At 48.2% G+C, this 14,256-nt stretch carries 13 protein-coding genes; all 13 read left to right on the top strand.

Going from position 1 to position 14,256, the window contains the following annotated elements; all coding sequences use genetic code 11:
* Positions 1 to 134 precede the first annotated feature (134 nt).
* The 13 genes from NSS75_RS18510 to NSS75_RS18450 are packed head-to-tail and all read left to right on the top strand — an operon-like array spanning position 135 to position 14,247.
* A complete protein-coding gene (locus NSS75_RS18510) occupies positions 135 to 1,955 on the top strand; it encodes a nucleoside-diphosphate sugar epimerase/dehydratase (protein ID WP_174754434.1) in 1,821 nt (606 codons plus the stop codon).
* Between the two features lie 11 nt (positions 1,956 to 1,966).
* Complete coding sequence (locus tag NSS75_RS18505; RefSeq protein WP_024122934.1) at positions 1,967 to 3,112, top strand: glycosyltransferase family 4 protein; 1,146 nt, start codon at positions 1,967 to 1,969, stop codon at positions 3,110 to 3,112.
* On the top strand, positions 3,109 to 3,945 hold the full coding sequence (epsE, locus tag NSS75_RS18500; protein WP_339234344.1) for a glycosyltransferase EpsE: 837 nt from the start codon (positions 3,109 to 3,111) through the stop codon (positions 3,943 to 3,945). Before NSS75_RS18505 ends, epsE begins: the two co-directional genes overlap by 4 nt.
* Entirely contained in the window at positions 3,938 to 5,086 is a 1,149-nt protein-coding gene (locus NSS75_RS18495; protein WP_198098040.1) for a glycosyltransferase family 1 protein, read from the top strand. Before epsE ends, NSS75_RS18495 begins: the two co-directional genes overlap by 8 nt.
* A 2-nt stretch (positions 5,087 to 5,088) precedes the next feature.
* Positions 5,089 to 6,192 (top strand): biofilm exopolysaccharide biosynthesis protein EpsG, encoded by a 1,104-nt coding sequence (gene epsG / locus NSS75_RS18490; protein ID WP_339234340.1) that lies wholly within the window; start codon positions 5,089 to 5,091, stop codon positions 6,190 to 6,192.
* A 24-nt stretch (positions 6,193 to 6,216) separates the two neighbouring features.
* Positions 6,217 to 7,251 carry a glycosyltransferase gene (locus NSS75_RS18485; RefSeq protein WP_326231272.1) on the top strand — a complete coding sequence of 345 codons (1,035 nt, stop codon included), beginning with the start codon at positions 6,217 to 6,219 and terminating at the stop codon, positions 7,249 to 7,251.
* 4 nt (positions 7,252 to 7,255) lie between these two features.
* Positions 7,256 to 8,332: a polysaccharide pyruvyl transferase family protein gene (locus NSS75_RS18480; RefSeq protein ID WP_339234337.1), complete on the top strand. Its 1,077-nt coding sequence runs from the start codon at positions 7,256 to 7,258 to the stop codon at positions 8,330 to 8,332.
* The gene (locus NSS75_RS18475; protein ID WP_339234335.1) at positions 8,329 to 9,363 is read left to right on the top strand and encodes a glycosyltransferase; all 1,035 of its coding nucleotides are present in this window, start codon (positions 8,329 to 8,331) and stop codon (positions 9,361 to 9,363) included. The genes NSS75_RS18480 and NSS75_RS18475 overlap by 4 nt, the downstream gene beginning before the upstream one ends.
* On the top strand, positions 9,360 to 10,877 hold the full coding sequence (locus NSS75_RS18470; protein WP_198098038.1) for an MATE family efflux transporter: 1,518 nt from the start codon (positions 9,360 to 9,362) through the stop codon (positions 10,875 to 10,877). The genes NSS75_RS18475 and NSS75_RS18470 overlap by 4 nt, the downstream gene beginning before the upstream one ends.
* Complete coding sequence (locus NSS75_RS18465) at positions 10,874 to 11,482, top strand: sugar transferase (protein ID WP_101864748.1); 609 nt, start codon at positions 10,874 to 10,876, stop codon at positions 11,480 to 11,482. Before NSS75_RS18470 ends, NSS75_RS18465 begins: the two co-directional genes overlap by 4 nt.
* Positions 11,479 to 12,117, top strand: coding sequence for an acetyltransferase (locus NSS75_RS18460; RefSeq protein ID WP_101859913.1), 639 nt, complete (start codon positions 11,479 to 11,481; stop codon positions 12,115 to 12,117). Before NSS75_RS18465 ends, NSS75_RS18460 begins: the two co-directional genes overlap by 4 nt.
* 16 nt (positions 12,118 to 12,133) lie before the next feature.
* Positions 12,134 to 13,300, top strand: coding sequence for an aminotransferase class I/II-fold pyridoxal phosphate-dependent enzyme (locus tag NSS75_RS18455; protein ID WP_216393881.1), 1,167 nt, complete (start codon positions 12,134 to 12,136; stop codon positions 13,298 to 13,300).
* The gene (locus NSS75_RS18450; protein WP_103671293.1) at positions 13,279 to 14,247 is read left to right on the top strand and encodes a polysaccharide pyruvyl transferase family protein; all 969 of its coding nucleotides are present in this window, start codon (positions 13,279 to 13,281) and stop codon (positions 14,245 to 14,247) included. Before NSS75_RS18455 ends, NSS75_RS18450 begins: the two co-directional genes overlap by 22 nt.
* Positions 14,248 to 14,256 lie beyond the last annotated feature (9 nt).

Genomic DNA, 14,256 nt, shown 5'->3' with positions numbered 1-14,256 from the left:
GGCGGGGCGTGAGGACGGGTTAAATGCCCACTTATTTGATATACATAGGAAATGTTATCGGTTTAGCTGCTGTCGTTTTTTAGATGACGAAAACCGCCGCAGCTAAACCGATAAAAGTATTAGGGGGGAAAAGGTTGAGTTACCGGAGAAGACTGTCAATGATTATCGCGCTGGATACTTATCTCGTTTTGAATTCAGTTATTGCAGGATATCAATTTTTAAAAGATTCTTATCAATTTTATGACTCCGGAGCATTATTGCTTACCGCTGTCAGCTTGCTCCTCAGCTATCATGTATGTGCTATCCTGTTCCGTCAGTATAAACAGGTCTGGACATACACCGGGCTCGGCGAACTGATCGCTCTGCTTAAGGTCATTACGATTTCAGCCGCTGTGACCGGCATCATTCAGTACGCTGTGTATCATACGATGTTTTTCCGGCTGTTAACGGCGTGCTGGGTGCTTCAGCTTCTGTTCATCGGGGGGACCCGCGTTTTATCGAGAATATTAAAAGAAAGCATCAGAAAAAAACGCAGCACGTCGGCCCGCGCACTGATTATCGGAGCGGGATCAGGCGGAACCCTGATGGTCAGGCAGCTGCTGCAGAAAGACGATCCCGACATTACACCTGTCGCTTTTATTGATGACGATCAAACGAAACATAAGCTGGAAATGATGGGGCTGCCCGTCATCGGCGGAAAAGAAAGTATCATGCCTGCGGTGCAAAAGCTCAAAATTAACTATATTATTATTGCGATTCCTTCTCTTCGTACCCATGAACTGCAGGTGCTATACAAAGAATGCGTGCGGACCGGGGTGAACATCAAAATCATGCCTCATTTTGATGAAATGCTGCTTGGAACGCGCACTGCCGGGCAAATCAGAGATGTAAAGGCTGAGGATTTACTCGGCAGAAAGCCGATAACCCTCGACACAAGCGAAATTTCAAACCGCATCAAAGAAAAAACAGTTCTCGTCACAGGAGCGGGCGGTTCAATCGGCTCGGAAATCTGCCGGCAAATCAGCGCGTTCCAGCCTAAGGAAATCGTTCTTCTCGGTCATGGGGAAAACAGCATTCATTCTATTTATTCTGAACTGAATGGACGATTCGGAAAACACATCGTGTTCCACACAGAAATTGCGGATGTGCAGGACCGCGACAAAATGTTTACCTTAATGAAAAAATACGAACCGCACGTCGTCTATCATGCGGCTGCCCATAAGCATGTGCCTTTAATGGAGCACAACCCCGAAGAGGCAGTCAAAAACAACATTATCGGAACAAAAAATGTGGCGGAAGCGGCAGATATGTGCGGGACAGAGACATTTGTGCTCATTTCATCTGATAAAGCGGTGAACCCGGCCAATGTAATGGGGGCAACAAAACGCTTTGCTGAAATGATTATTATGAATCTGGGGAAATTCAGCAGAACAAAATTCGTCGCTGTCCGCTTTGGCAATGTGCTCGGCAGCCGAGGCAGCGTCATTCCGGTTTTTAAGAAACAGATTGAAAAAGGCGGTCCCGTTACGGTGACACATCCGGCGATGACCCGCTATTTCATGACCATTCCCGAAGCGTCACGGCTTGTCATCCAAGCTGGAGCGCTGGCGAAAGGACGCCAAATTTTTGTTCTTGATATGGGCGAGCCCGTGAAGATTGTCGATCTCGCCAAAAATCTCATTCATTTATCGGGCTACACGACAGAGCAGATTCCGATTGAGTTCACAGGCATTCGCCCGGGTGAAAAAATGTATGAGGAGCTGCTGAACAAAAATGAAGTTCACGCCGAACAAGTTTTTCCGAAAATCCATATCGGCAAAGCGGTGGACGGCGACTGGCCATTGCTGATGCGCTTTATAGAAGATTTCAATCAGCTGCCGGAAGCCGAGCTCAGAGAGCGGCTGTTTGCGGCAATAGACACATCAAACGAAATGACGGCTGCCGGCGTTCGTTAGGGGGAGTGGAGATGACGAAAAAAATACTATTTTGTGCCACTGTCGATTATCACTTTAAAGCCTTTCATCTTCCTTACTTTAAATGGTTTAAACAATTGGGCTGGGAGGTTCATGTCGCTGCGAGCGGACAGACGCGGCTGCCGTATGTCGATGAGAAATTCTCCATTCCGATTCGAAGGTCACCCTTTCATCCTCAGAACCTTGCCGTTTACAGACAGCTGAAGAAAGTGATCGAAACCAACGAGTACGACATCGTTCATTGCCATACGCCGGTCGGAGGCGTTCTCGCCCGGCTTGCGTCACGGCATGCGAGACGAAACGGAACAAAGGTGCTCTACACCGCTCACGGATTTCATTTTTGCAGCGGAGCGCCGATGAAAAATTGGGTCCTTTATTATCCGGTTGAAAAATGGCTTTCTGCCTATACAGACTGCCTGATCACCATAAATGAAGAAGATTACACACGAGCGAAAGGGCTTCAAAGACCGGGCGGAATGACAGAAAAAATTCACGGCATCGGCGTTAATACAGACAGGTTCCGGCCAGTCAGCCTTGAAGAGCAGCATAGGTTGAGAGAAAAGCACGGCTTCCAAAAAGACGACTTTATATTGATCTATCCGGCTGAACTGAACCTCAACAAAAATCAGAAGCTGTTAATTGAAGCTGCCGCACTGCTGAAAGATAAGATTCCTGAGCTTCGTCTTGTTTTTGCCGGAGAAGGAGCGATGGAACAAACGTATCGGGCCTTAGCTGAAAAGCTTGGAGCTTCCCGCAATGTTTGCTTTTACGGCTTTTGCCGCGATATTCACGAGCTGATTCAGCTTGCGGATGTATCTGTCGCCTCCAGCATCAGAGAAGGCCTCGGCATGAATGTGCTTGAGGGCATGGCGGCGGAGAAGCCGGCGATTGCCACTGAGAACCGCGGACACCGGGAAATCATCCGGGACGGAAAAAACGGGTTTCTCATCAAAATTGGCGACAGCGCCGCTTTTGCCGATCGGATTGAACAGCTCTACCTTGAGCCGGAACTGCGGAGAACACTCGGACAGGAAGGCCGCCAAACAGCCTTGCGCTTTTCGGAAGCGCGAACGGTAGAAGAAATGGCAGATATTTATTCCGTGTACATGGATATGGATAAAAAGGAGAAAAGCGTATGAATTCAGGACCGAAAGTTTCTGTCATTATGGGCATTTATAATTGTGAACGCACTTTGGCGGAAAGCATTGAATCCATTCTCAGCCAATCCTATAAAAATTGGGAGCTGATTATGTGCGATGATGCGTCAACAGACGGCACGCTCCATATTGCGAAGCAGTATGCCGCTCATTACAGCGACCGCATCAAGCTGATTCACAATCAAACAAACAAGCGGCTGGCCGCTTCGTTAAATCACTGTCTTTCTTATGCGACAGGCGAGTATATCGCCCGTCAGGACGGAGATGATCTGTCCTTTCCGCGCCGTCTGGAGAAGCAGGTTGCCTTTTTAGAAAAGCATCGGCACTACCAGGTGGTCGGCACCGGCATGCTAGTGTTTGATGAATTTGGCGTAAGGGGCACACGGATGCTGCCTTCTGTTCCGGAGCCGGCCATCATGGCGAAAGGGACGCCGTTTTGTCATGGGACAATCATGATGAGAGCCAGCGCTTACCGTACGCTGAAAGGCTATCGTTCGGTGCGGCGGACAAGACGAATGGAGGATATCGATTTGTGGCTCCGCTTTTTTGGAGAGGGCTTCCGAGGCTATAACCTCCAAGAAGCGCTGTATAAAGTAAGGGAAGACAGCGACGCATTCAAGAGGCGGTCTTTTACCTATTCAATCGACAACGCTATTCTTGTGTACCAGGCATGCAGACGCCTGAAGCTTCCTTTTTCCGCTTACATCTATATCGCAAAACCGCTCATTCGCGCGTTTATGCCTCCTGCTGTGATGAATCGTTACCATAAAAAAAGAGTGATGAATCAGAAGGAAGGGCTTGTGAAGCATGAATAACAGCCAGCAGCGCGTGCTCCATGTTTTCAGTGGCATGAACAGGGGCGGCGCGGAAACCATGGTCATGAATTTATATCGGAAAATGGATAGAAGCAAGGTGCAATTTGATTTTTTAACCTATCGAAATGATCCGTGCGCTTATGATGAAGAAATTTTATCGCTAGGCGGGCGGCTTTTTTATGTCCCGAGTATCGGACAAAGCAATCCCCTCACATTTGTGAAGAATGTAAGAAACACAATAAAAGAAAACGGGCCGTTCAGCGCGGTTCATGCGCACACAGATTTTCAAACCGGCTTTATCGCGCTTGCGGCAAGGCTAGCCGGGGTGCAGGTCAGAGTATGCCATTCCCATAACACCTCGTGGAAGACCGGCTTCAATTGGAAGGACCGCCTGCAGCTGATGGTGTTCAGACGCCTCATTTTGGCTTATGCGACTGAATTGTGCGCTTGCGGAGAGGATGCGGGCCGGTTTTTGTTCGGGCGATCAAATATGGAGCGGAAGCGTGTTCATCTGCTGCCGAACGGAATCGACCTTGATTTGTTCTCTCCCGCCGGGCAGGCGGCCGATGACGAAAAAAAAGCACGCGGCATAGCGTCTGACCGTCTGATCATTGGTCATGTGGCCCGATTTCATGAAGTGAAAAATCACGCGTTTTTGCTGAAGCTTGCCGTTCACCTGAAAAAACGGGGAGTTCGCTTTCAGATGGTTCTCGCAGGAGACGGACCGCTGCGGGAGCAGATGGAGGAGGAAGCGCGGCGGCTGAATTTGCTTTCAGATGTCCTCTTTTTAGGAACTGAAGAACACATTCATGAGCTCATGCGCACTTTTGATGTATTTGTCATGCCGTCGCTGTACGAAGGCTTGCCTGTTGTGCTTGTGGAAGCGCAGGCTTCGGGCCTTCCGTGCATTATTTCCGACACGATCACAGAAAAAGTCGACACGGGCCTCGGACTTGTGAAAAGGGTGAGTCTCTCTAAGCCGATGGACATTTGGGCTGAAACGATTGTAAGAGCGGCCGCCGCAGGCAGGCCGAAGCGGGAGCTCGTGAAAGATACCCTTGCGAAACTTGGCTATGATGCGCGGCGAAATGTGGGTGCATTGATGAATTTATATCAGATTAGCACTGAAAAAGGACAATAAAAATGATTGTGTATGTCGTCAATATGGGAATTGTATATATTTGGTCTTGGTTTGCTAAAATGTGCGGCGGCCGGGATGAGTCACTAGCTACCGGCTATCGTCCGAACAAGCTTCTCATTTGGATTCCGCTTGCCTCACTTGTGCTTGTTTCGGGCCTGCGTTACAGGGTCGGTACAGATTTTCAGACGTATACGCTGCTGTATCAAATGGCAGGAGATTATCAAAATATTTGGCAGATATTCGGTTTCGGCACGGCGAAAACGGCAACAGATCCGGGCTTTACCGCACTGCTATGGCTGATGAATTTCATCACGAAGGACCCGCAAATCATGTATGTGACCGTTGCGGCCGTGACCTATATCTTTATTATCAAGACGCTGGCAGACTACGGAAGACCGTTTGAGCTGAGTGTCTTTTTATTTTTAGGGACCTTTCATTATTACGCATCCTTTAACGGAATCAGACAATACATGGTGGCAGCCGCTTTGTTTTGGGCGATTCGCTATATCATCAATGGAAACTGGAAGCGTTATTTTCTGATTGTGCTGGTCAGTTCGCTCTTTCACTCCTCGGCGCTGGTGATGATTCCGGTCTATTTTATTGTCAGAAGAAAAGCCTGGTCACCGGCAATATTCGGCCTCTCAGCTTTATTTCTCGGCATGACCTTTTTATATCAGAAATTTATTTCGGTATTTGTCGTTGTCCTTGAAAACAGCTCATACAGCCATTATGAAAAGTGGCTGATGACAAATACAAACGGAATGAATGTGGTCAAAATCGCTGTTTTGGTCCTGCCGCTGTTTTTGGCCTTTTGTTACAGGGAGCGTCTCCGAAAGCTGTGGCCGCAAATCGATATTGTCGTCAATTTGTGCCTTCTCGGGTTTTTATTCGGTCTCTTGGCCACAAAGGACGTGATCTTTGCCAGGTTTAATATTTACTTCGGACTGTATCAAATGATCCTAGTCCCTTATTTTGTCAGAATATTTGATAAGAAATCGAATGCGTTGATCTATATCGCCATTGTGGTTTGTTATTTTTTATACAGTTATTTGCTTATGCCGGTTGATTCTTCCGTTCTGCCGTACAGAACGATTTTTTCCCGGTAATTTATGCAAGAGGAGCCGGTCATTATGGAAACACCTGCGGTTAGTCTGTTAGTCGCTGTTTATAATACAGAAACCTATATCAGAAACTGCCTTGAATCTTTAAAGAACCAGACATTGGACAATATTGAAATCATCATCGTCAATGACGGTTCGGCAGACGCCAGCCCGGACATCGCGGAGGAATATGCAGAAAAGGATAAACGATTCAGAGTCATTCACCAGGAAAACCAAGGGCTCGGTGCGGTCCGGAACAGAGGGATCGAGGCGGCCCGCGGCGAATTTGTGGCTTTTATTGATTCAGACGATTGGATCGAGCCTGATTATTGCTTGCAAATGGTTCAGGCAGCATCGGAGGAAACCGATCTGGTCATTTGCAACTATGCCGCGGAGTTTGAGGACACTGAAAAAACCGTTGTCTCAGACATTGCGGAAACCTATCAGGATCAGCCGAAGGAGTCCTATATCAAGGCGTTATTCGAAGGGAAGGTCAGGGGATTTTCATGGAATAAACTGTACCGAAGAAGCATGATTGACGCACACCGGCTTTCGTTCCCGCTCAGAGGTGAGCTGGAGCATGTCGAGGATCAGTTTTTCAGCTTCAGGGCACATTTTTTCGCCCGCTCGGTTTCCTATGTAGAAGCGCCTCTCTACCATTACCGAATTCACCTTTCCTCCATCGTGCAGGGTTATCAGAAAAAACTGTTTGAATCAGGACTGGCGCTGTATCAGGCAAACGCAGCGTTTTTACAGGAGAACAACAAGCTGGAGGAGTACCGTAAGGAGCTTGATTTCTTTATCGTTCTCCATGGGACCATCTGTCTCTTGAACGAATGGAAAACAAGCGGCAGCCGGCGTCTTTTGGAAAGGCTCAAAACGGTCGGCGTGATTTGCGCTGATCCGGTGTTTCAAGGCAGTCTGTCGAAAACGGGAACAGCGCCTTTTGACGCAAAACGGTCATGCCTGCTGCTGATGGCGAAATACAGAATGATACCGTTCGTTGCTATGGCGTCCGCCGTGTATCAGCGAGTGATCGAGTACAAAATGAAAATCAGAGGGTGAAGACATGTCGTTATATTCATTGAAAATCAATCTTGCAGAATGGCTGCTGCTAAAGGTCAAGTACCCGTCCCAATTTTGGCTGGGTGCGGCCGATCAGCCGGTAAAGGCTGCCGCACATAAGAAGAAAATCATACTGACCCTGCTGCCTTCCCATGACAATTTGGGGGATCATGCCATTGCTTATGCCAGCAAAGCGTTTCTTGAGCAGGAATACTCCGATTTTGAAATCGTTGAGGTCGATATGAAGGACATATACAAATCAGCAAAAGCGCTGATCCGCTCCCGCCACCCGGAGGATATGGTCTTTATCATCGGCGGCGGAAACATGGGGGATTTATACCGGTATGAAGAGTGGACGCGCCGCTTTATCATTAAAACGTTTCATGATTATCAAATCGTCCAGCTACCGGCAACCGTTCATTTTTCTGATACGAAAAAGGGACGAAAAGAGCTGAAACGGGCGCAGAAAATTTATAACGCGCACCCCGGTTTATTGCTGATGGCGCGGGATGAAACTACGTATCAATTTATGAAGCGGCATTTTAAAGAAAAAAAGATCCTGAAGCAGCCTGATATGGTGCTGTATTTAGATAGAAGCAGCACCCCTGCGGAACGTGAAGGGGTGTATATGTGTTTGCGCGAGGATCAGGAAAGCGTGCTTCAGGAGGATCAGAGAAACCGCGTGAAGGCCGCTCTTTTTGATGAATTTGGCGAGCTCAAAGCTTTTACGACAACGATCGGTCGCCGGGTCAGCCGCGGCACACGGGAACAGGAGCTGGAAGCGCTTTGGTCTAAGCTGCAAAGTGCTGAAGCCGTTGTCACTGACAGGCTGCACGGCATGATTTTTTGTGCGCTGACAGGAACGCCGTGTGTAGTGATTCGGTCTTTTGATCACAAAGTCATGGAAGGCTACCAATGGCTGAAAGAGATTCCAACCATGAAGCTGATTGAACAGCCGGAGCCGGAAATTGTGACAGCCGCAGTGAAAGAGCTGCTGACAAAAGAAACAAACCGTGCCGGCTTTCCGCGGGATATGTATTTTAAAGGGCTGCGGGATAAAATCAGCGGTGAAGCACAATGACACCGCTCGTCAGCATTATTGTCCCGATGTATAACGTTGAACCATTCATTGAAGAATGCTTCAATTCACTGCTTGCCCAAACGCTTACTGATATAGAAATCATCCTTGTTAATGATGGAACACCTGATCGATCTGGTGAGATGGCAGAGGCATACGCGAAACGGGATGAAAGAGTTCAAGTCATTCATAAAAAAAATGGCGGCTTGAGTTCGGCTCGAAACGCGGGAATCAAAGCGGCGCGCGGCACGTATATCGGGTTTGTAGACGGAGACGATTATGTCTCTCACGCCATGTTTCAAAGGCTTGCAGAAGAAGCGGAGCAGCACCGGCTCGATATCGCTGGCTGCGGATTTTATAAACAGTTTGAAGACAAACGGGTATACGTACCGCCGCAGCTCGAAACAGGCCGTATGCTGACAAAAGCGGATATAGCTGTACAGCTCCAACGTGCCCACGAAACGAGATTTATCTGGTATGTATGGCGATATGTGTATCGCCGTGAGCTTTTGGAAAGGGCGAACCTGTGGTTTGATGAAGACATCCGTTTTGCTGAAGATTCACCCTTTAATTTATCTGCTTTTTATGAAGCCGAGCGGGTAAAAATGCTGGATGAAGGCTTGTACATATACCGTGAAAATCCGAACAGCCTGACGGAACTCCCTTATAAACCTGCGATGGATGAAAATATCCAAAAACAATATCAAGCCAAACTCGCATTTTACAATCAGTGCGGCTTATCGGCTGTGTGCAAAGAAGATTTAGATGTGTACATTTGCAAGCACCAGCTTCCGATGCTTCTGGCAAACGCCTGTGCCTCATCGCACCCGGCGAAAGACATCAAAAAACAGATCAGACAGATTTTATCCTATGACATGGTTCGGCAGGCTGTCAGACACACACCGTTCCAGCATAAGAAATTAGGCAGAGGCGAGCGATTGGTCTTAGGACTGTGCAAATGGCGGCTGATCTTTCTCATCAAGCTGTTTTTTGAGACACGCGGAACCATGAAAGGCAGTGCAAAGCAGGCATGAAATTCACCATTAACTTCAGCGCCAATCTCACAGCTTTTCTTCTGTCCGTATTCCTGTCTGTCTGGATGACGCCTTTTATTGTCAAAACGCTCGGTGTGGAGGCTTTCGGCTTTGTGAATTTAACGCAAAATGTGATTAATTATTTTTCAATTATCACGGTGGCGCTCAGCTCCGTGGTTGTGCGTTTTTTTTCTGTTGCAGCCCACAGGGGAGAGCAGGAAAAAGCAAATGCGTATATCAGCAATTATTTGGCTGCGTCTGTTTTGATTTCATTGCTGCTTCTGCTGCCTCTTGTGAGTGCGGCTTTTTTTATTGACCGCGTTATGAACGTCCCTCAGGATCTATTGGCTGATGTTCGGCTGTCGATTTTGATTGGGAGTCTGCTGTTTCTTTTAACATTTTTGATGGCGGGGTTTGGGGCGGCGCCGTTTTATGCCAACCGGCTGTATATCACCAGTTCGATTCAGGCGGTGCAAATGCTCATCCGCGTACTGTGTGTGCTGGCGCTGTTTGCCTGCTTTACGCCAAAAATCTGGCAGATTCAGCTTGCCGCTTTAGCCGGTGCCGTCATAGCGTCTATTCTATCTTTCTGCTTTTTCAGAAAACTGATTCCATGGTTTTCATTTAGGCTGAAAGATTTGTCATTCCGCATAAGCAAGGAACTGTTTCAGGCAGGAACCTGGAACTCAGTCAATCAGATCGGCGTGCTGCTTTTTTTGCAGATCGACCTATTAACCGCCAACTTGGTGCTGGGTGCATCTGAAGCGGGAAAATACGCGGCGATTATCCAGTTTCCGCTGCTGCTGCGCAGTTTGGCAGGAACAGTTGCATCTCTATTTGCGCCTGTCATTACTTCTTATTATTCAAAAGGCGATATGGACGGCTTGGTCAAGTACGCCAATCAGGCAGTGAGACTGAACGGGCTTTTGCTTGCGCTTCCGGCTGCATTATTGGGAGGTTTGGCCGGGCCTTTTCTGACGATCTGGCTTGGACCGTCCTTTTCCTCTGTAGCGCCGCTTTTATATATTCACGCCGGATATTTGGCGGTCAGTCTTGCCTTTATGCCGCTGTTTTATATATGGACCGCCTTTAATCAACAAAAAACACCGGCGCTCGTCACCCTGCTGTTAGGCGCAGTGAATGTTGTGCTGGCGGTCACATTAAGCGGGCCAGCGCATCTGGGGCTTTACGGCATTACGCTGGCCGGGGCGATTTCGCTTGTGCTGAAAAATGTCATCTTTACGCCGCTATATGTATCACGCATTACCGGCTACAAAAAGCATGTGTTCTTTACAGGCATGTTCGGTCCGGTCTTTGCCGCTTTATTTGCCTGGGCGGTTTGTGAGGCCATTCAGTTATGTATCACCATTGAAAGCTGGACATCACTGATTGCCGCAGGTGCCGCTGTCAGCTGCTGCTACGGGGTATTCGCTTTTATGCTTGTTTGTACGAAAGAAGAACGACAGCTGGTGCTGAAACGGTTTAGAAAAACGAAAGGAGCTGTAAATATTTGATCCTGAAACGTCTTTTTGATCTGACGGCCGCTATTCTTTTATTGTGCTGCACAGGTGTCATTATTCTATTCACTATCGCCGTTGTCAGGCTGAAAATAGGATCGCCTGTCTTTTTTAAACAAGTACGGCCCGGCTTGCATGGGAAGCCGTTCACCCTTTATAAATTCAGAACGATGACGGACGAACGGGACAGTGAGGGAAACCTGCTGCCGGATGCAGTCAGGCTTACGAAAACAGGCAGGCTGATCAGAAAGCTGAGCATTGATGAGCTGCCGCAGCTTCTGAATGTTTTGAAGGGGGACCTCAGCCTCGTCGGTCCCCGGCCGCTGCTGATGGACTATCTGCCGCTTTATACGAAACAGCAGGCACGGCGCCATGAGGTGAAACCCGGGATTACAGGCTGGGCGCAGGTCAACGGCAGAAACGCGATTTCCTGGGAAAAGAAATTTGAACTGGATGTTTGGTACGTTGACAACCGTTCATTCTTGATCGATTTGAAAATTTTATGTCTGACGGTACGCAAAGTTCTTGTGTCAGAAGGTATACAGCAAACCAATCATGTGACCGCAGAACGCTTTACAGGAAGCGGAGATGTGTCCTCATGAGAAACGTGGCCATTGTGGGAGACGGCGGTCACGGAAAGGTGATCAGAGAACTCATAAGCGCCCGTTCAGACACGCGCTTAGCTGCGGTGCTGGACGATAAATTCAGCACATTTGATGCCGGGAAAGAGCTGTACACAGGCCCCTCGGCAGCAATTCCTGAATTGCGCAGGCTGATCCCTGACGTCATGTTTGTGATTGCAATTGGAAACAACAGCGTCAGAAAAAAGCTGGCGGAGCGGCTGGGGTTATACAAAGAAGATTTCATCACATTAATCCACCCGTCAGCCATCATCAGCAAATCGGCTGTCATCGGGGAAGGAACGGTTATTATGGCCGGTGCGATTATTCAGGCGGATGTTCAGATCGGCGCCCATTGTATCATCAATACGGGCGCGATTGCAGAGCACGACAATCAGATCGGTGACTTCGTTCATCTTTCTCCGCGCGCCACGCTTTCTGGTGGTATTGCGGTTCAAGAAGGGGCTCATGTGGGCACCGGGGCCTCCGTCATTCCGCAGGTAACTATTGGCTCTTGGAGCATTATCGGCGCAGGCTCCGCGGTGATCCGCTCCATCCCTGACGGAGTAACGGCAGCCGGCACCCCGGCGCGCGTGATTTCCTCTATTCAAACCTAAAGCAAAGGATGGTTACATGCATAAAAAAATTTACTTATCCGCCCCTCATATGAGCGGCAGGGAGCAGCACTATATTTCAGAAGCCTTTCGCTCTAACTGGATTGCGCCGCTTGGGCCGCTTGTGAATACATTTGAAGAAAAACTGGCTGAACGAGTCGGCGCCAAAGGGGCGGCTGCGGTCAGCTCAGGCACCGCCGCAATTCATTTGGCGCTACGTTTGCTGGATGTAAAAGCGGGAGATACCGTGTTTTGTCCGTCCTTTACATTTGTGGCAACGGCAAACCCGATTTTATATGAAAAAGCGGTGCCTGTTTTTATAGATTCTGAGCCGGATACGTGGAATATGTCTCCGAAAGCACTTGAAAGAGCACTGGAGGAAGCGAAACGAAAGGGAAATCCGCCAAAAGCGGTCATTGCTGTCAACCTGTACGGACAAAGCGCGAAAATGGATGAGATTGTAAGCCTGTGCGGCTTATACGGAGTGCCGGTCATTGAGGATGCGGCTGAATCCCTCGGTTCGGTCTATAAAGGGAAGCAGAGCGGGACATTCGGCCGTTTCGGCGTTTATTCATTTAATGGAAACAAAATCATTACCACTTCAGGAGGCGGGATGCTTGTATCAGACGATGAAGCTGCCATTGAAAAAGCAAGATTTCTCGCTTCACAGGCCCGCGATCCTGCTGTTCATTATCAGCACAGTGAAATCGGGCACAACTACAGATTGAGCAATATCCTTGCCGGAGTCGGCATTGCCCAGCTTGAGGTGCTGGATGAGCGGGTGGAGAAAAGACGGGAGATTTTTAAGAGGTATGAAAATGCGCTTGGCAGCCTAGATGGCGTTTGCTTTATGCCGGAATACTCAGAAGGCGTGTCCAACCGCTGGCTTACTGCACTCACGCTCGATAACGGGCTGATTCCATATGAGGTAGTTCAGCATCTTGCTGAAGAACAGATTGAAGCGAGACCGCTTTGGAAGCCGCTGCATACCCAGCCTCTGTTTACTTCGTCTGCATTTTATTCCCATTCAGATTCTGAAAGTGTGTGCGAAAACTTATTCAGGCGAGGGATCTGCCTCCCATCCGGAACAAATATGACCGAAGAAGATCAAGACCGAGTAATCGATGTGTTGTTACACTTATTCCAAACAACAGAGGTGAAGAGATGGACAGCAAGCATTCAATGATCAGCCTGAAGAAAAAACTGGCCGGGCTGCTCGAAATGATTCCGAAGCAATCCGAAATCATTTACGCCGACTATCCTCTATACGGAAATGTAGGGGATCTATTTATTATGAAAGGAACGGAAGCCTTTTTTAAAGAAAATGACATTCGGGTCAGAAACCGCTGGAATCCAGACAATTTCCCAATCGGGCGTAAGCTTGATCCGAATCTGATCATCGTCTGCCAGGGAGGCGGCAACTTCGGGGATTTGTATCCGTACTATCAAGGATTTAGAGAGAAAATCGTTCAAACCTATCCAAACCACAAAATCGTCATTCTGCCGCAATCCATCTATTTTCAAAATGAAGACAACTTAAAACGGACGGCTGACATTTTCTCTGCTCATTCAAATCTGCATATCATCACAAGGGAAAAAGCCTCCTATGCCACGGCACAGGCGTACTTTCAAAACAATCATATCAAGCTTTTGCCTGATATGGCCCACCAGCTGTTTCCTATCATTCCGACACAGCAGCCGACCGGCCAAAAGCTGAGATTTATCAGAACAGATCATGAAGCAAATGATGAGCTTCAAAGACATGCGCAAGCGGAAAGCTATGACTGGCGTACAGTGCTGTCAGCTTCAGACCGCCGGACAATCGCTTTTCTCCAAACGCTGAACGTCCTGAACAAAAAAGCGGGCAATCCTCTGCCGATCGCATTTATATGGAGAAAATACTCGGATTACATCGTCACCAAAGCCATTCGCTTTTTCAGCCGTTACCAATCGGTGGAAACGTCAAGGCTGCACGGCCATATTTTGTCCTCTCTTCTTCAAAAAGAAAACACGGTCATTGATAATTCCTACGGAAAAAACGCCAATTACTATCATACTTGGATGGAGGGAGTGCCAAATACTCAAATCATTCGGGACGCCTCAAAGAAGGAAAACCTTCCTGCTCACATGTGAGCGGAAGGT

This window comes from Bacillus sp. FSL K6-1012 (assembly GCF_037964915.1).
In the GTDB taxonomy this organism is placed as follows: domain Bacteria; phylum Bacillota; class Bacilli; order Bacillales; family Bacillaceae; genus Bacillus; species Bacillus halotolerans.
The sequence above is the reverse complement of the archived record's forward strand: the minus strand, read 5'-3'. Positions and strand labels throughout refer to the sequence as shown.

Coding starts and splice junctions, on each gene's coding strand:
- NSS75_RS18470 (WP_198098038.1), top strand. CDS start 9,360: ATGAAATTCACCATTAACTTCAGCGCCAATCTCACAGCTTTTCTTCTG.
- epsE (WP_339234344.1), top strand. CDS start 3,109: ATGAATTCAGGACCGAAAGTTTCTGTCATTATGGGCATTTATAATTGT.
- epsG (WP_339234340.1), top strand. CDS start 5,089: ATGATTGTGTATGTCGTCAATATGGGAATTGTATATATTTGGTCTTGG.
- NSS75_RS18450 (WP_103671293.1), top strand. CDS start 13,279: ATGGACAGCAAGCATTCAATGATCAGCCTGAAGAAAAAACTGGCCGGG.
- NSS75_RS18505 (WP_024122934.1), top strand. CDS start 1,967: ATGACGAAAAAAATACTATTTTGTGCCACTGTCGATTATCACTTTAAA.
- NSS75_RS18480 (WP_339234337.1), top strand. CDS start 7,256: ATGTCGTTATATTCATTGAAAATCAATCTTGCAGAATGGCTGCTGCTA.
- NSS75_RS18495 (WP_198098040.1), top strand. CDS start 3,938: ATGAATAACAGCCAGCAGCGCGTGCTCCATGTTTTCAGTGGCATGAAC.
- NSS75_RS18455 (WP_216393881.1), top strand. CDS start 12,134: ATGCATAAAAAAATTTACTTATCCGCCCCTCATATGAGCGGCAGGGAG.
- NSS75_RS18460 (WP_101859913.1), top strand. CDS start 11,479: ATGAGAAACGTGGCCATTGTGGGAGACGGCGGTCACGGAAAGGTGATC.
- NSS75_RS18475 (WP_339234335.1), top strand. CDS start 8,329: ATGACACCGCTCGTCAGCATTATTGTCCCGATGTATAACGTTGAACCA.
- NSS75_RS18485 (WP_326231272.1), top strand. CDS start 6,217: ATGGAAACACCTGCGGTTAGTCTGTTAGTCGCTGTTTATAATACAGAA.